We start from the raw sequence: 17,020 nt of genomic DNA on the forward strand, positions 1-17,020 counted from the left end.
CACGTTAGACAGGATACACTTGGCATATAGTGTAACCGCTTTAACTATGGTGAAACATGTCTTCTTACGATAACCACCAGGCGCTCGCCGGCCTGACGCTCGGTAAATCAACCGATTACCGCGATACTTACGACGCCAGCCTGCTTCAGGGCGTACCGCGCAGCCTGAACCGCGATCCGCTGGGCCTGCACGCCGATAGCCTGCCGTTTCACGGCGCCGATATCTGGACGCTGTATGAACTCTCCTGGCTGAATGCGAAAGGCCTGCCGCAGGTTGCCGTGGGCCACGTTGAGCTCAGCGACACGACCGTGAATCTGGTGGAATCAAAAAGCTTTAAGCTCTATCTCAATAGCTTTAACCAGACGCGTTTTGCCGACTGGCAGGAGGTCGAGGCGACGCTGGCGCGCGATCTCAGCGCCTGTGCGCAAGGGGAAGTCAAGGTGTCGCTGTATCGCCTCGATGAACTCGAAGGCCAGCCGGTGGCGCATCTGCACGGCACCTGTATTGACGATCAGGATATTGAAATTGATAACTATCAGTTCAGCGCTGATTACCTGCAGGATGCCGCTGGCGGCAAAGTGGTAGAAGAGACGCTGGTCAGCCATTTACTGAAATCCAACTGCCTGATTACCCACCAGCCCGACTGGGGTTCGGTACAGATCCGCTATCGCGGGGCAAAAATCGATCGCGAAAAGCTGCTGCGCTATCTGGTTTCGTTCCGCCATCACAACGAATTCCACGAACAGTGCGTAGAGCGCATCTTCAGCGATATTCAGCGTTTCTGCCAGCCGGAAGCCCTTTCCGTTTATGCGCGCTATACGCGACGCGGCGGCCTGGACATCAACCCGTGGCGCAGCAACACCGATTTTGTTCCGGCCATCGGCCGCCTCGCTCGCCAATAGTAAACATTTTCACAATTTGCGTGCGTTAACCCGTGCGCAAGGTTGTGAAAACGCCATCAGCAGGGCTATTGTAATCACAGGAAGACGATAATCGTCCTGTAAGGAGTTCACTTGATTACACATGTTAGCCCGCTTGGTTCAATGGATATGCTGTCGCAGCTGGAAGTGGATATGCTTAAACGCACCGCCAGCAGTGACCTGTATCAACTCTTTCGCAACTGCTCGCTTGCTGTGCTCAACTCGGGGAGCCTGACCGATAACAGCAAGGAGCTCCTGTCTCGTTTTGAAAACTTCGATATTAACGTGCTGCGTCGCGAACGCGGCGTGAAGCTGGAACTGATTAACCCGCCGGAAGATGCTTTCGTTGACGGGCGTATTATCCGTTCCCTGCAGGCCAACCTGTTTGCCGTACTGCGCGATATCCTGTTTGTCTACGGCCAGATCCATAACACCGTCCGCTTCCCGAATCTCGATCTTGAAAGCTCGGTACATATCACCAACCTGGTGTTCTCTATTTTGCGCAACGCCCGCGCCCTGCACGTCGGCGAAGCGCCAAATATGATTGTCTGCTGGGGCGGCCACTCGATTAATGAAAACGAGTATCTCTACGCTCGCCGCGTCGGCACTCAGCTGGGCCTGCGTGAGCTGAATATCTGTACCGGCTGCGGTCCGGGCGCCATGGAAGCGCCGATGAAAGGCGCAGCCGTCGGCCACGCGCAGCAGCGCTACAGAGACAGCCGCTTTATCGGCATGACCGAGCCGTCCATTATCGCCGCCGAGCCGCCTAACCCGCTGGTCAACGAGCTGATCATCATGCCGGATATCGAGAAACGTCTGGAAGCCTTCGTGCGCATCGCTCACGGCATTATCATCTTCCCGGGCGGCGTAGGTACAGCGGAAGAGCTGCTCTATCTGCTGGGCATTTTGATGCATCCGTCGAACAAGTCGCAGGTTCTGCCGCTGATTCTTACCGGGCCAAAAGAGAGCGCCGATTATTTCCGCGTGCTGGATGAGTTTATCGTCCATACGCTGGGCGAATCCGCCCGTCGCCACTATCGCATTATCGTTGACGACGCCGCTGAAGTAGCCCGCCAGATGAAAAAAGCAATGCCGATGGTGAAAGAGAATCGTCGCGAGACCGGCGATGCTTACAGCTTCAACTGGTCGATGCGCATTGCTCCGGATCTGCAGATGCCGTTCGATCCTACCCATGAGAATATGGCCAATCTCAAACTCTATCCGGACCAGCCGGTAGAAGTGCTGGCAGCGGATCTCCGCCGCGCCTTCTCCGGTATCGTCGCTGGTAACGTCAAAGAGGTGGGCATCCAGGCTATCGAGAAATTCGGTCCGTATAAAATTCACGGCGACCCGGCAATGATGCGCCGCATGGACGATCTGCTGCAGGGCTTCGTCGCTCAGCATCGTATGAAGCTGCCGGGCGGCACCGCCTATATCCCCTGCTACGAAATCTGTTCCTGAGTTCTCTTCTGTTCTTCTTCCGGGCAGCGGTTCGCGCTCTGCCCGGGCAACGCTTCCTCGCCAGGCCACAGTACTGCTGCCCCGCTCCCTCGTTCATCACTCAGCGCGTATTATTTCCAAATGATTCATTTACTTTGTGAATTTTCCAGATGCATTTTTACAAAGCCAATCGTTTGCGTTTCCAGATACAGCAATAAATATCACCAGGAAAAACGCCTTTTAACGCAAAAACGTCGATAACATCGCATTTTTACAGTAAAAACCTCGTTATTACGTCACACCACTATTATCTCATATGCTGAAAATGATAGCCTCCGCGCCACAATTCTCTGGCTGATCACCAGAAACAGGCTGTTGGACTAAAAATACGCACATTAAAAGTGGATTATTGCATTTGGGATCGCGATCACTGATGCATTCACCATATAAATGTATCTTCCCGCACCAATTGTTACGGAGAAAATGCCTAAAAAACCGTACACAAACGAATTTCATATTATTTAGTCGTTTTTTTTCATTAGATTTTGTTGCTTCCTCCAGGAGATACAGATGGAAACCACTCAAACCAGCACCATCGTTACGGATGCTACCCGTAGCGGTTGGCGTAAGACGGACACCATGTGGATGCTGGGCCTGTACGGCACGGCTATCGGCGCGGGCGTACTGTTCCTGCCGATCAACGCCGGCGTCGGCGGTATGATCCCGCTGATCATCATGGCGATTCTGGCCTTTCCGATGACCTTCTTCGCCCACCGCGGAATGACCCGTTTCGTGCTGTCCGGTAAGAACCCGGGCGAAGACATCACCGAAGTCGTCGAGGAGCACTTCGGCGTCGGCGCAGGTAAACTGATTACCCTGCTTTACTTTTTCGCCATCTACCCGATTCTGCTGGTATACAGCGTGGCGATCACCAATACCGTCGAAAGCTTTATGGCGCACCAGTTGCACATAACGCCGCCGCCGCGCGCCATTCTTTCCCTGATACTGATTGTCGGCATGATGACTATCGTGCGCTTCGGCGAGCAGATGATCGTCAAAGCGATGAGCGTGCTGGTATTCCCGTTCGTGGTCGCGCTGATGATTCTGGCTCTGTACCTGATCCCGCAGTGGAACGGCGCGGCGCTGGAAACCCTCTCCCTGAGTAGCGCTACCGCAACCGGCAACGGCCTGTGGATGACCCTGTGGCTGGCAATACCGGTGATGGTATTCTCTTTTAACCACTCGCCGATCATCTCCTCCTTCGCCGTTGCTAAACGCGAAGAGTACGGCGAAGGCGCTGAGAAAAAATGCTCCAGCATTCTGGCCCGCGCGCACATTATGATGGTGCTGACCGTTATGTTCTTCGTCTTCAGCTGCGTACTGAGCCTCTCCCCGGCGGATCTGGCGGCGGCAAAAGAGCAGAACATCTCGATTCTGTCTTACCTGGCGAACCACTTTAACGCGCCAATCATCGCCTGGATGGCGCCGATCATCGCGATGATCGCCATCACTAAATCCTTCCTCGGCCACTATCTGGGCGCTCGCGAAGGCTTTAACGGCATGGTGATTAAATCCCTGCGCGGTAAAGGCAAGTCCATCGAAATCAATAAACTGAACAAAATCACTGCCCTGTTCATGCTGGTCACCACCTGGATTGTGGCAACGCTGAACCCAAGCATCCTCGGGATGATCGAGACCCTGGGCGGCCCGATCATTGCGATGATTCTGTTCCTGATGCCGATGTACGCCATTCAGAAAGTCCCGGCTATGCGCAAATACAGCGGCCACGTCAGCAACGTTTTCGTGGTGATTATGGGCCTGATTGCTATCTCCGCGATTTTCTACTCTCTGTTTAGCTAATATCCCCGCGCCGCCTGACGGCGGCGCTCCCGACAGCACTGGATGCATCATGATCAGCGTATTCGATATTTTTAAAATCGGCATTGGCCCTTCCAGCTCCCACACCGTTGGACCGATGAAAGCGGGCAAACAATTCACGGACGATCTTATTGAGCGCGGGCTGCTCTCCGAGGTGACCAAAGTCATCGTCGATGTCTACGGCTCCCTTTCCCTGACCGGTAAAGGCCACCATACCGACATCGCGATTATTATGGGCCTGGCGGGCAACCTGCCGGATACCGTCGACATTGACGCTATCCCCAGTTTTATCCAGGACGTCAACACCCATGGCCGCCTGATGATGGCAAACGGCCAGCAGGAAGTGGCGTTCCCGGTCGATCAGTGCATGAATTTCCATGCCGACAATCTGTCGCTGCATGAGAACGGCATGCGAATTACCGCCCTCGCCGGCGACCAGGTTCTCTACAGCCAGACGTACTACTCCATCGGCGGCGGGTTTATCGTCGACGAAGCGCATTTCGGCGTCACCCGCGAAGCGCCGGTCGCCGTACCTTTTCCATATAAAAACGCCGCCGACCTCCAGCGCCACTGCCGTGAAAGCGGGCTGTCGCTTTCCGGTCTGATGATGCAAAACGAGCTGGCACTGCACAGTAAAGAAGCGCTGGAACAGCACTTTGCCGCCGTCTGGGAAGTGATGAGCAGCGGCATTGAGCGCGGCATCACCACCGAGGGCGTTCTGCCGGGCAAGCTGCGGGTTCCCCGCCGCGCCGCCGCGCTGCGCCGGATGCTGGTAAGCCAGGACAACACCAGCAGCGACCCGATGGCGGTTGTTGACTGGATTAATATGTTCGCCCTGGCGGTTAACGAAGAGAACGCCGCCGGCGGACGCGTCGTGACCGCACCAACCAACGGCGCCTGCGGCATCGTGCCCGCGGTACTGGCCTACTACGACAAATTTATCCGCAAAGTGAACGCCAACTCGCTGGCGCGCTATATGCTGGTCGCCAGTGCCATTGGCTCACTTTATAAGATGAACGCCTCGATTTCCGGCGCCGAAGTGGGCTGCCAGGGCGAAGTCGGCGTTGCCTGTTCGATGGCGGCGGCCGGACTGGCGGAACTGCTGGGCGGCAGCCCGGGCCAGGTGTGCATCGCCGCCGAAATCGGTATGGAGCATAACCTCGGTCTGACCTGCGACCCGGTCGCCGGTCAGGTGCAGGTGCCGTGCATCGAGCGTAACGCTATCGCTGCGGTTAAAGCGGTCAACGCCGCGCGCATGGCGCTGCGCCGCACCAGCGAGCCGCGGGTGTGCCTCGATAAAGTCATCGAGACCATGTACGAAACGGGCAAAGATATGAACGCCAAATATCGTGAAACCTCACGCGGCGGCCTGGCCATGAAGATTGTCGCCTGCGATTAACGCCCCCTCCCGGTATGCTGCGGCATGCCGGGTTTCCTTCCCCTGCTCTCCCCCTTCATTTATGTTATATAAATGATAATTTAGTTATTTATTAGTTATAAAGACGATTTGTTACCTTACGGTAAACCGCTCAAGGAGAACAAATCATGCTCAGACTGTCTCGTCCGGCGCTGCTGCTCATGCTGGCTGGCGTATCCGCTTCCGCGCTGGCGAAAACGCCGGAAACCGTCAATATCGGCTATCAGAAAGCCAATATCTTCGCGCTGCTGAAATATCGCGGCACCCTCGATGAAACGTTTAAAAAGCAGGGCATCGCCGTGCGCTGGATTGAATTCCCCGCCGGGCCGCAAATGCTGGAAGGGCTGAACGTCGGCAGCATCGACCTCGCCGCAACCGGCGATGCGCCGCCGGCCTTTGCCCAGGCGGCGAAGGCAGATCTGGTCTACTTAGCCCACTCGCCGGCGAATCCAAAAACCGAGGCCATCGTAGTGGCGGAAAACTCGGCGATTAAGAGCGTGGCCGACCTTAAGGGCAAGCGCGTGGGGCTCAACAAAGGCTCCGACGTAAACTACCTGCTGGTGGCTGCGCTGGAGAAAGCCGGATTAAGCTATAAAGATATCACTCCGGTCTATTTGCCGCCTGCCGACGCCCGCGCCGCCTTCCAGCGCGGCGCGATTGACGCATGGGTTATCTGGGATCCGTTCCTCGCCGAGGTGGAAACAAACGCCAAAGCCCGACAGATCCGCAATGCCGAAGGGCTGGTACCGCACTATACCTTCTACCTGGCCAGCCGCAAATTTGCCGACGCTTATCCTGAAACCGCGAAGCAGGTGGTCGATGAACTGGGTAAACTGAGCGAATGGGCCAACAGCCATCAGGACGATGCCGCCGGGATCCTCTCGGCTTCTACCGGGCTGGATAAGGCTATCTGGCTGAAGACGCTGGCGCGCCTGCCCTATGGCGCCGAACGGATGACGCCTGCAGTCTATAACGAGCAGCAGGCGCTGGCGGACACTTTCACCCGCATCGGTCTGCTACCGGTGAAGGTGGACGTCCGCAGCGCGACCTGGTCGCTGGATAAGCAGTAAGCTTTCCCTTCCCGGGTCCGGCGCCAGCGCCTTACCCGGGCTATCGCCCCGCAGACATCGATGGACCCGTAGCCCGGACAGGCGCGTCAAGCGCCGCCTCCGGGAAAAACCTACCGCCCCACAGTTCAGTCCCCCGCCCTTCGGGGAGAGGGGGACCAGCAAAATTAACTCACCTTCTCTTCGCTCCCGACCGTCACCCGCGCGCCGTGGCGATAACCTGCACCCGGATGCGGCGCAGCCAGCCGCGGGCCGGCGCCGAACAGCTTCTCGCGCAGGGTTCCTTCGCGATACTCCTGCTTAAACACGCCGCGCTTTTGCAGCTCCGGGACCAGTAAATCCACCACGTCGCGGAAGGTTTCGTGGGTCACCGCATAGGCGAGATTAAACCCATCGACGTCGGTCTCTTCGACCCAGGACTGCAGCTCATCGGCGACCGTCTGTGGACTGCCGACCACCAGCGGCCCGAAGCCGCCAATTCCCGCCCAGTCCGCCAGCTTCTGCACGGTCCACTGGCTGTTCGGATCGGCAGTGGAAAACGCCTCCACCATCGACTGAATCGCATTGGTATGCAGATACTCCAGCACCTGGTCCGGCTGATACTGGCCAAGGTCGATACCGGTCCAGCCGGAGAGCAGCGCCAGCGCCCCTTCGTAGCTGACGTACGGTTTATACTCCTGCCATTTAGCCTGGGCTTCACGGTCGGTTTCGCCGACGATGACCGTCTGCATATTGAAGATCAGGATGCTGCGCGGATCGCGCCCGGCTTCCTCGGCGCGACGGCGAATATCCGCCACCGTCTTTTTCAGCAGTACCTTCGACGGCGCGCCGACAAATACGCACTCCGCGTGGCCGGCGGCGAACTGCTTGCCGCGGCTGGAGGCGCCCGCCTGATAGAGCACCGGCGTACGCTGCGGCGACGGCTCACAAAGGTGGATCCCCGGTACCGAGAAGAAGTTCCCCTGATGGTTGATCGGATGAATTTTTCGCGGATCGCTGAAGATCCTGCGCTCCCTGTCGCGCAGCACCGCGCCGTCTTCCCAGCTGCCTTCCAGCAGTTTATAGACCACCTCCAGGTATTCATCGGCGTAGTCGTAGCGGGCGTCATGGTCGGTCTGCGCTTTTTGCCCAATGTTCCGCGCCCCGCTCTCCAGATAGGAGGTCACGATATTCCAGCCCACCCGCCCCTTCGTCAGATGGTCGAGGGTCGAAAGACGGCGGGCGAACGGATAGGGATGCTCAAAGGAGAGCGAAGCGGTCAGGCCGAATCCCAGATGCTCCGTCACCAGCGCCATCGGCGTAATCAGCGCCAGCGGATCGTTGACCGGCACCTGCGCCGCCTGGCGGATCGCCGCATCGCCGTTGCCGTTCAGCACATCATAGACGCCCAGCACATCGGCGATAAATAGCCCGTCAAACTTGCCGCGCTCCAGCAGACGCGCCAGGTCGACCCAATATTCGAGGTCTTTATACTGCCAGGAGCGGTCGCGCGGATGGGCCCACAGCCCCGGCGACTGGTGGCCGACGCAGTTCATATCAAAAGCATTCAGACGAATTTCACGTTGTGATGACATAGCGCTTCTCCACGGCGCGCCCCACAGTCGGGCCGCGCGCATAATCAGTTAAGGGAATCAGGGGATAAAAGGCGTTCAGAACGCCGGACATCGGACGGATTGTTTGACGCCCAGAGTCTGCAGCGCTTCGGCGGCCACGTCAGCGGCATGGTCAGCCACCTGCGGTAGCCCCATCAGCTCTCCGAAGCGGGCCCGCGCGGCAGGGCCGGAAACCAGTAGTTTGGGATTAGCTTGCCCTTCCCGGCCAATGGCTCGCGAGCGAAGATCGACGTCCAGGCCGAGGCCGAACGCGTCGGCGCGAATCAGCCCATCCTGGCTTAGCTGGCGCAGCAGCGGCTGGCTATCGGTCAGCGCCCCGTGCGCCGGGCCGGTGGTTAAAATAACGTGGTCAGCGCTCACCCGCAGTGCTTCACCGTACCGGAGCGCCAGGGTTAACGTCAGCCTTTGCGCGTCGCCTTCCAGCGCCGTCAGCCGGGCCGCCAGCACCCGCAGGCTGCCGTCGCGCTGGCGCTGCTCAATAACCCCGGCGACCTGCGGAGCGATACGGTAGCGGTGAACGTCCCAGTAGCTGCGCAAATGACGCAAGAAGCGCTGGCGATCGGCGCCCGTCAGCCCCTGCCAGATGCGTTGTCCCTGATTACGTACCGCGTCCATCACCACCTGCCAGGCCAGCCCCTGCTGCTCCGCGCGAGCGATATCCTCGCGGATCTGCCGCAGCCGCTGGCGCAGCGATCCGCGATCGTATTCGCCTGGCCAGGGGTCACCGCTGCCGCTCAGGTTGCTGCGGGACAGCAGCCCGCGGCGTGAAAATGCGGTTATCGGCCCCCGATGGCCCAACCGCGTCAGGGTGGCAACGGTATCCGCCATCGTCAGGCCGGTGCCCACGATCGCGACGCTCGCTTCCGGTGCGATAGCTTCCAGCACGCCCGCTCGCCAGGGATTAGCAATGAGCGCCGGATGAGTCGCAAACGGCATCGTCAGCGTCGGCAGAGAGGGGGGCGGATGGCTAATGGCCAGCACCAGTAGATCGGCCGATAGCCGCCGACCGCTGTCGGTAACGACCTCGCCATGATGAATGCTCAGCGCCTGCTCGCGCAGATGCGTCAGCCGCCCTGCGCTGGCGCGCGCCTCCTCAGCGAAACGCTGGGCGACGTAGCGGCCAAACTGACCGCGCTGCGGATAAACCGCGCCATCCTCCAGCAGCGCCTGCGGATCTTCTGCAAAAGCAGGCTGGCTGCGGTACCAGCGATCGAACGCGCCCTCCTCTTCACCGGCAAGCTGCATTCGCGCGGCGGGAACGTTGATTCTGTGGCTCGGTTCGGTCGTGGAGTAGGCCACGCCCGCGCCGGGCACCTCGCGCGGCTCCAGTAGCGTGACCCGCACGCCAACCGGCGCCAGGCGCAGGAGATGAATCGCCACCGCCGCGCCGCTAAATCCGCCGCCGACAATCACTACGTGCGGTTCAGTTTGCATAGCCCACCGCCTTCAGAAACCTGTGCAACATACGGTCCCCCTCAGCTTGCGCTCACCTGTTTCACCGGACGTTTATCGCCGCCGATAGTTTCACCGAACGGGCCGGTATTGACGCTACGCGCCTTCGGCTGCTCATGGCCTGCCAGCGGCAATAACGGCATGACCAGGTCGGCAAAGCGATGGGCCTCTTCCAGATGCGGATAGCCGGAGAAGATAAAGTTGGTGATACCGAGTGCCTGATATTCACGGATGCGTTCTGCTACCTGCTGCGGATTGCCAACCAGCGCCGTTCCGGCCCCGCCGCGCACCAGCCCCACGCCCGCCCACAGATTCGGGGCAATACGCAGATTGTCGCGCGATCCTTTATGCAGCGAACTCATTCGCGCCTGGCCGGTAGAGTCCATACGGGCAAAAATTTTCTGCGCCTGGGCGATAGTCTCGTCGTCAAGATGAGAAATCAGCCGATCGGCGGCGGCCCACGCCTCTTCTTCGGTTTCGCGAACAATCACGTGCAAACGAATCCCGTACTGCAGCGTACGGCCCCGGGCGGCGGCGCGCTCGCGCACCACAGCCAGCTTTTCGGCCACCAGCGCAGGCGGCTCGCCCCAGGTCAGGTAGGTATCAATTTGATCGGCGGCGACGTCGATGGCTTCCTCGGACGATCCGCCAAAGTAGAGCGGCGGGCCGTTTTCCTGCACCGGTGGAAACAGCACTTCAGCGCCTTCCACGTGGATATGCTCACCGCGATAGTCCACCTTTTCACCTTGCAGCAGGCGCGAGTAGACGTCGAGAAATTCGCGGGTCACCTGATAGCGTTCGCCGTGGCTGAGGAAAATGCCGTCGCCTTTGTTCTCCACCGGATCGCCACCGGTAACGACGTTAATCAGCAGCCGGCCGCCCGACAGGCGATCGAGCGTCGCCGCCATTCTCGCCGCCAGCGTTGGCGGCTGCAGGCCAGGACGAACGGCCACCAGATAGCGCAGGCGGCGGGTCAGCGGCGCCAGGGCCGATGCCACCAGCCATGAGTCTTCACAGCTTTTCCCCGTCGGGATCAGCACCCCGTAGTAGCAGAGACTGTCGGCCGCCAGCGCCACCTGCTGCAGGTAAGGCAGGTCAACCGGGCGGCCACCTTCTGCGGTACCCAGATAGCGGCCATCGCCGTGGGTAGGCAGAAACCAGAACACATTGATTTTATCGTCGGTTTTTTGCGTCATTATCCACTTCCTATATAACCATATCCGATATTTATCGAAGAGATGTTTTAATTTGGTTATATGAGTGTTAGCGATAATCATGCCAATGGTGAATAAAAAATTTACATATTTAAATCATTGAGTTAAATAAAAGTTAGTTTTATAACGCTGTTGCAAATGCAGCAGCCAATGAGTTCAGGCTGCCGCCTTTGCAGCAGCACGACGGGTTTGCCCTCTGGTTTCCGTCTCCGGCAAAGGATAAGTTCAGGACATCACATACCGGAGGTCACCCATGCTGAATCCGCAAACCCCAGCCGCCACGCCCGCGCTCATCGATCCGGCGTCAAAAGCCTTTCAGAGCCTGCTGGATAAACTGGCCCCCACCGAAGCGACCGTGCTGATCGTCGGCGAAACCGGTACTGGTAAAGAGGTTGTCGCCCGTTACCTGCATCACCACAGTCCGCGTCGTCAGCGGCCGTTTCTCGCCGTTAACTGCGGCGCGCTCAGCGAAAGCCTGGCGGAAGCGGAGCTGTTCGGCCATGAAAAAGGCGCGTTTACCGGCGCGGTACAAAGCCATCCCGGCTGGTTCGAAGCGGCAGACGGCGGCACGCTGCTGCTGGATGAAATCGGCGAACTTAGCCTGGCGCTCCAGGTGAAGCTCCTGCGCGTCCTGCAGGAACGCGAAATTACCCGCGTCGGCTCGCGTAAAGCGATTAAGGTCGATGTCCGGGTGATCGCCGCCACCCACGTAGACCTGATGCAGGCTATCCGCGAGCGTCGTTTCCGCGAAGACCTCTACTATCGCCTGAATATCGCCATCGTCCCGCTGCCGCCGCTGCGCCAGCGCCGCCAGGATATTCCCGTTCTGGCGGACCATTTCCTTACGCTCTACGCCCGCCGCCTGGGTCGGTCGGTTCGTCGTCTGGCCCCGGAGACGCTGGCAAGGCTGATGGAGTACCCCTGGCCGGGCAATATTCGCGAACTTGAGAACACTCTGCATAATGCGGTATTGCTGAGTAAAGAAGAGGAGATCGCCCCCGCTCAGCTCCGGTTAACCACCCTAAGCGACGCCTCACCGGCGGTAAGCGATAACGAACTGGACGACTTTATTCGTCATCAACTCTCCCTGCCGGGCGAGCCGCTGTGGGAAAGGGTCACCGGGGCGTTGATTCGCGGCGCGATGGCGCAATGCGACGATAACCAAAGCCAGGCCGCAGCGCTGCTCGGCATTAGCCGCCACACGCTGCGCACGCAGCTGGCCAATTTTGGCATCATTAAAAGCCGCCGCCGCCAGGAACCCCTCTTCGGAGCGGCGGTCAATAACGTTTCTCGCGATCGGGAACTGCGCATCGGCTTTCAGCGTTTTGGCAATCTTGGCATTCTGAAGGCGCGGCAAAGTCTGGAGAAAGCCTTTGCCAGCCGCGGCGTCAGCGTGCTGTGGAGCGAGTTTCCCGCCGGGCCGCAGCTCCTGCACGCGCTGGCCTGCGATGAAATCGACTTTGGCACCACCGGCGAAGCGCCGCCGGTTTTCGCTCAGGCCAATAATAGCGAGCTGGTCTACGTCGCCTGGGAACCGCCCGCGCCGCAAAGCGTGGCCATGGTCGTCCCACAGCACAGCGACATTCGCACCATTGCCGACCTGCGCGGCAAGCGTATCGCGCTGAATAAAGGTTCGAACGTGCACTGGCTGCTGCTGCATATTCTGGAAGAGGCCGGGCTGGGATTAAACGACGTTAAAGCGGTCTATATTCCGCCAAAATATCCGCTGACCGCCAGCGACTACCTGGCGGTGGACGCCTGGATGATGTGGGATCCACTGCTTAGCGACGCGGAAGATAGCGGCGAATTACGGGTAGTAGCCAGCGGCGAGGGGCGCGTCAACAACCATCAGTTCTATCTGTCGCGCCGCGGCTACGCCAGCCGCAATAGCGATATTATGCAGCGGCTATTCGCCGAGCTGGCGCAGACCGGGCAGTTTATCGACCAGCATCGGGAAGAAGCCGCGGAGCTGCTCTCCGCCGAGCTGGGTCTTAACGCCGCTTCTCTGACCCGAGCCCTGGCGCGCCGCAGCCATCGCCCGCGCACAATGGACCTCAAGGTGATTCGCGCCCAGCAAAGTATCGCCGATCGGTTTTACGCGCTGGGGCTTATCAACAAACCGGTTTCAGTGCGCGAAGCCGTGTGGTACGGCGAAGCCACCAATAGCGATCTCGGCCTGCTGATGCACGTCGATTAGCCGGAAACTGCGAGTCATCTTCCTGATTTTCCAGGCGCCAATAGCCTCATCGGCGCGGCGATGTTACCCTAAAAAGCATTGAGAACAGGAGCCTAACCCACCAGGCATCATCGTTGCAGACAGTTTGGCCCGAAGAGCGTGCAGAAGCCGGAGCGTAGAGGTAGTACGTGAGGCTTTTGCGCACTGCCCGGCGTCAAACCAGCAAATAAAATAGCCTGATGGGCCAGGTTTTAAGGGGAGAATCGTGGCCGTTCATTTACTCATCGTCGACGCACTTAATCTGATTCGCCGCATCCACGCGGTGCAGGGTTCACCCTGCGTCGATACCTGCTTACATGCCCTCGAGCAGCTGGTGCTCCACAGCCAGCCGACCCACGTGGTGGCGGTATTTGATGACGAAGATCGCGGCCACGGCTGGCGGCACCAGCGCCTGCCCGATTATAAAGCCGGGCGCGCGCCGATGCCGGAAACCCTCGAGGCGGAAATGCCGGCGCTGCGGGCGGCATTTGAGCAGCGCGGGTTTCGTTGCTGGGCGCTCAGCGGCAGCGAAGCCGACGATCTTGCCGCGACTCTGGCGGTTAAGGTGGCGCAGGCCGGGCACCAGGCGACCATCGTTTCAACCGACAAAGGCTATTGCCAGCTACTGTCGCCGACGATCCGCATCCGCGACTATTTCCAGAAGCGCTGGCTCGACGCGCCGTTTATCGCCAAAGAGTTCGGCGTGACGCCGGAGCAGCTACCCGACTACTGGGGGCTGGCGGGCATCAGCAGCTCCAGGGTTCCCGGCGTGGCGGGCATTGGGCCCAAAAGCGCAGCCCAGTTATTAACCGATTTTCAGGATCTGGAAGGGATCTACGCCCGGCTGGCGGACGTGCCGGATAAGTGGCGTAAAAAGCTGGAAGAACACAAAGAGATGGCCTTCACCTGCCGGGAAATCGCGCGCCTGCAAACCGATTTACAGCTGGATGGCAACCTGCAGCAGCTGCGGCTGGCACGATAGCATCAGGCTACGGAGCGTCCAGCTTCCCGGAGGCGATGCTGCGCATCTGTCCGGGCTACCCAACCGCAGACGGCGGTGAACCGTGGGGACTACCGGCCCGCAGACGGCGGAGTACCTGTAGCCCGGGCAAGGCGCGTCAAGCGCCGCCCCCGGGACCAAAGTGCACCGTGGCTGAATTTCCCGGAGGCGATGCTGCGCATCTGTCCGGGTTACCCAGTCGCAGACGGCGGTGAATCTGTACACCGCAGCCGGCAGAAACGTTCGCGTACGAGATCACTCTTCGATACGCAATCCGTAGGTTTTGAATTTCTCCAGCACGATGGCGATAGCCTCATCATCAAGCACCGGAACCGGATCGATGATGGCCAGGGTGCTGAGATAGAGCTGCGCCAGTACCTCAACTTCATGCGCCAGCCACAGGGCCTTTTCCAGATTCTCTTCACAAGCGATCAGGCCATGGTGCTGCAGCAGGGTCGCTTTGCGATTTTTCAACGCCACGGCCACGTGTTCAGACAGCTCACGAGTACCAAAAGTGGCATAGGGTGCGCAAGGAATGGAGTTACCGCCGGCCGCCGCAATCATATAGTGAATGGCGGGAATGGGACGATTGAGGATCGATACCGCCGTGCAGTGAACCGCATGATTATGCACCACCGCATGAGCATCAGGACGCGTCTGATAAGCCGCCATATGAAAACGCCACTCGCTTGACGGCAGTTTGCCCTGTTCATGCTGACCTTCAGCATCGATATAAACAATGTGCGCTTCCGTCAGCTTTTCATAAGGTATACCGGTTGGTGTGATCAGCATCCCCCCCTGGTACCGCACGCTTACGTTGCCTGCCGTCCCCTGATTTAACCCCAGGCGGGTCATCTCCAGGCAGGTATCAATAATCTGCCGGGCCAGTCTATTACGTTCCATTCTTTACCTCTCTTAATAATGCGCAATACGACAACAGACCGCTCGCCGGGCATGGCGCGCCGACGCTGTTGAATAACTCAAATAATTGCTCACCATCATCATCCCGAATAATCAGAAAGGAATTTACATCCACTGGTTCTGTGATACCCCTCACTTATTTCAGCTTAAAAAAACCGTTTGCTCATTTTTACGTTGTGAAAAAATGCCCGTTATCATCAATAGATTTAAAAACGGTCATTTTACCGATAATGTTAACAACTGACCGTTTTCCACATTATAAATTAAATCGGGCATTCGTTCTGTGGGTTTTAGAATTATCTTTCTCAAACGGTCATGTTTTCCTGATTATTAAAGTGATGATAATCACATAAAATCACTCACCGCATGCTTAGTGTGACCGCCATCATATTAAAAGGCATTTTTTATTTGAAAATGAATTCATGAGTTCATCCCGCGATGTTTATTTCATCATCGTTCTCGTCACAGGAACTCACCTGATTTTTGCGGTCTGGTGGGCAAAGCCGGCTGCTGAATACGCTTCTGAACCAATGAGGATGCTATGGGAAACACAACGATACAAACGCAGAGTTTTCATGCGGTCGAGACAGGGCAAAGCAAGCGCTACATTATTCCCTTTGCCCTGCTGTGCTCGCTATTTTTTCTTTGGGCGGTCGCTAATAATCTTAACGATATTTTATTACCACAATTTCAACAAGCCTTTACCTTAACTAACTTCCAGGCTGGTTTGATTCAATCCGCTTTTTATTTTGGCTATTTTGTTATTCCGATCCCGGCCGGGATCTTGATGAAAAAACTCAGTTACAAAGCCGGCATTATTACCGGGCTATTCTTATACGCTTTTGGCGCCGCGCTATTCTGGCCCGCCGCCGAGGTCATGAATTATACCTTATTCCTGATCGGCCTGTTTATTATTGCGGCGGGGTTAGGCTGTTTAGAAACTGCAGCAAACCCTTTTGTTACCGTGTTAGGGCCAGAAAGCGGCGGCCACTTCCGGCTTAATCTGGCGCAGACCTTTAACTCTTTTGGCGCCATTATTGCGGTGGTCTTTGGGCAAAGCCTTATTTTGTCTAACGTGCCGCATCAATCGCAGGATGTACTCGATAAAATGGCTCCGGAGCAGCTTAGCGCTTATAAGCACAGCCTGGTGCTCTCGGTGCAAACCCCCTATATGATCATCGTCGCGGTTGTCTTACTGGTCGCTCTGTTGATTATGTTGACCAAATTTCCGGCCCTGCAGAGCGACGACCACAGTGATGCCAACCAGAGTTCCTTCTCCGCTTCTCTTGCCCGCCTGGTGCGCGTTCGCCACTGGCGCTGGGCGGTGCTGGCGCAGTTTTGCTACGTCGGCGCACAAACCGCCTGCTGGAGCTATCTGATTCGCTACGCCATCGAAGAGATCCCCGGCATGACGCCCGGTTTCGCCGCCAACTATTTGACCGGCACTATGGTGTGCTTCTTTATCGGCCGTTTCTCCGGCACCTGGCTCATCAGCCGCTTCGCGCCGCATAAAGTGCTGGCGGCCTATGCCCTGCTCGCCATGCTCCTGTGCCTGATCTCAGCTTTCAGCGGCGGCCATGTGGGCCTGCTGGCCTTGACGCTGTGCAGTGCCTTTATGTCGATTCAGTATCCGACCATCTTCTCGCTGGGCATCAAGAATCTGGGGCAGGACACCAAATACGGCTCCTCGTTTATCGTCATGACCATTATTGGTGGCGGCATCGTCACTCCGGTTATGGGCTTTGTCAGCGACGCCGCCGGCAACATCCCTACCGCCGAGCTGGTACCGGCGCTGTGCTTTGCCGTCATCTTCATCTTTGCCCGTTTCCGTTCGCAAACGGCAGCTAACTAAACATTTATCCGCATAACGTGAGGGATCTGGA

12 protein-coding genes are annotated in these 17,020 nt (G+C 58.0%); 8 read left to right on the forward strand and 4 right to left on the reverse strand.

Annotation, left to right across the window (positions count from 1 at the left end; translation table 11 throughout):
• Nucleotides 1-56 precede the first annotated feature (56 nt).
• From queF to IAE27_RS14575, 5 genes are all read left to right on the forward strand, one after another.
• The gene (gene queF / locus IAE27_RS14555; RefSeq protein WP_004114939.1) at nt 57-902 is read left to right on the forward strand and encodes an NADPH-dependent 7-cyano-7-deazaguanine reductase QueF; all 846 of its coding nucleotides are present in this window, start codon (nt 57-59) and stop codon (nt 900-902) included.
• 111 nt (nt 903-1,013) lie between these two features.
• Nucleotides 1,014-2,381, forward strand: coding sequence for a nucleotide 5'-monophosphate nucleosidase PpnN (gene ppnN, locus IAE27_RS14560; protein WP_004105045.1), 1,368 nt, complete (start codon nt 1,014-1,016; stop codon nt 2,379-2,381).
• Nucleotides 2,382-2,930: 549 nt separating this feature from the next.
• Entirely contained in the window at nt 2,931-4,220 is a 1,290-nt protein-coding gene (locus tag IAE27_RS14565; RefSeq protein ID WP_004105047.1) for an HAAAP family serine/threonine permease, read from the forward strand.
• A 49-nt stretch (nt 4,221-4,269) separates the two neighbouring features.
• Nucleotides 4,270-5,637, forward strand: a complete 1,368-nt coding sequence (locus IAE27_RS14570) for an L-serine ammonia-lyase (RefSeq protein ID WP_154022861.1) — start codon at nt 4,270-4,272, stop codon at nt 5,635-5,637.
• Nucleotides 5,638-5,783: 146 nt separating this feature from the next.
• Complete coding sequence (locus tag IAE27_RS14575) at nt 5,784-6,725, forward strand: sulfonate ABC transporter substrate-binding protein (RefSeq protein WP_016809760.1); 942 nt, start codon at nt 5,784-5,786, stop codon at nt 6,723-6,725.
• A gap of 164 nt (nt 6,726-6,889) precedes the next feature.
• Here the strand turns inward: IAE27_RS14575 and IAE27_RS14580 are convergent, their stop codons facing one another.
• From IAE27_RS14580 to ssuD, 3 genes are all read right to left on the reverse strand, one after another.
• Nucleotides 6,890-8,296, reverse strand: coding sequence for an LLM class flavin-dependent oxidoreductase (locus IAE27_RS14580; RefSeq protein WP_064343745.1), 1,407 nt, complete (start codon nt 8,294-8,296; stop codon nt 6,890-6,892).
• Between the two features lie 75 nt (nt 8,297-8,371).
• Complete coding sequence (locus IAE27_RS14585; protein ID WP_142475335.1) at nt 8,372-9,769, reverse strand: FAD/NAD(P)-binding protein; 1,398 nt, start codon at nt 9,767-9,769, stop codon at nt 8,372-8,374.
• A gap of 41 nt (nt 9,770-9,810) precedes the next feature.
• Nucleotides 9,811-10,983, reverse strand: coding sequence for an FMNH2-dependent alkanesulfonate monooxygenase (ssuD, locus tag IAE27_RS14590; protein ID WP_154022860.1), 1,173 nt, complete (start codon nt 10,981-10,983; stop codon nt 9,811-9,813).
• A gap of 271 nt (nt 10,984-11,254) precedes the next feature.
• Here ssuD and IAE27_RS14595 point away from each other — a divergent pair, with 271 nt between their 5' ends.
• Both IAE27_RS14595 and xni read left to right on the forward strand, forming a co-directional pair.
• Nucleotides 11,255-13,198 (forward strand): sigma-54-dependent Fis family transcriptional regulator, encoded by a 1,944-nt coding sequence (locus IAE27_RS14595; RefSeq protein ID WP_142475336.1) that lies wholly within the window; start codon nt 11,255-11,257, stop codon nt 13,196-13,198.
• Between the two features lie 244 nt (nt 13,199-13,442).
• Nucleotides 13,443-14,198 carry a flap endonuclease Xni gene (xni, locus tag IAE27_RS14600; RefSeq protein WP_154022859.1) on the forward strand — a complete coding sequence of 252 codons (756 nt, stop codon included), beginning with the start codon at nt 13,443-13,445 and terminating at the stop codon, nt 14,196-14,198.
• Nucleotides 14,199-14,471: 273 nt separating this feature from the next.
• On the opposite strand, the gene fucA is transcribed toward xni, so the two are convergent.
• Nucleotides 14,472-15,119: an L-fuculose-phosphate aldolase gene (fucA, locus tag IAE27_RS14605; RefSeq protein WP_004114950.1), complete on the reverse strand. Its 648-nt coding sequence runs from the start codon at nt 15,117-15,119 to the stop codon at nt 14,472-14,474.
• A gap of 559 nt (nt 15,120-15,678) precedes the next feature.
• Here fucA and fucP point away from each other — a divergent pair.
• The gene (fucP, locus tag IAE27_RS14610) at nt 15,679-16,989 is read left to right on the forward strand and encodes an L-fucose:H+ symporter permease (RefSeq protein WP_004105064.1); all 1,311 of its coding nucleotides are present in this window, start codon (nt 15,679-15,681) and stop codon (nt 16,987-16,989) included.
• Nucleotides 16,990-17,020 lie beyond the last annotated feature (31 nt).

This window comes from Klebsiella sp. S69, from assembly GCF_016516145.1.
In the GTDB taxonomy this organism is placed as follows: Bacteria; Pseudomonadota; Gammaproteobacteria; order Enterobacterales; family Enterobacteriaceae; genus Klebsiella; species Klebsiella oxytoca.

Bases quoted from the DNA above. Each gene is read 5' to 3' on its own strand.
- IAE27_RS14595 (WP_142475336.1), top strand. From the start codon at position 11,255: ATGCTGAATCCGCAAACCCCAGCCGCCACGCCCGCGCTCATCGATCCG.
- ssuD (WP_154022860.1), bottom strand. From the start codon at position 10,983: ATGACGCAAAAAACCGACGATAAAATCAATGTGTTCTGGTTTCTGCCT.
- IAE27_RS14565 (WP_004105047.1), top strand. From the start codon at position 2,931: ATGGAAACCACTCAAACCAGCACCATCGTTACGGATGCTACCCGTAGC.
- fucA (WP_004114950.1), bottom strand. From the start codon at position 15,119: ATGGAACGTAATAGACTGGCCCGGCAGATTATTGATACCTGCCTGGAG.
- queF (WP_004114939.1), top strand. From the start codon at position 57: ATGTCTTCTTACGATAACCACCAGGCGCTCGCCGGCCTGACGCTCGGT.
- IAE27_RS14570 (WP_154022861.1), top strand. From the start codon at position 4,270: ATGATCAGCGTATTCGATATTTTTAAAATCGGCATTGGCCCTTCCAGC.
- IAE27_RS14580 (WP_064343745.1), bottom strand. From the start codon at position 8,296: ATGTCATCACAACGTGAAATTCGTCTGAATGCTTTTGATATGAACTGC.
- fucP (WP_004105064.1), top strand. From the start codon at position 15,679: ATGGGAAACACAACGATACAAACGCAGAGTTTTCATGCGGTCGAGACA.
- IAE27_RS14585 (WP_142475335.1), bottom strand. From the start codon at position 9,769: ATGCAAACTGAACCGCACGTAGTGATTGTCGGCGGCGGATTTAGCGGC.
- IAE27_RS14575 (WP_016809760.1), top strand. From the start codon at position 5,784: ATGCTCAGACTGTCTCGTCCGGCGCTGCTGCTCATGCTGGCTGGCGTA.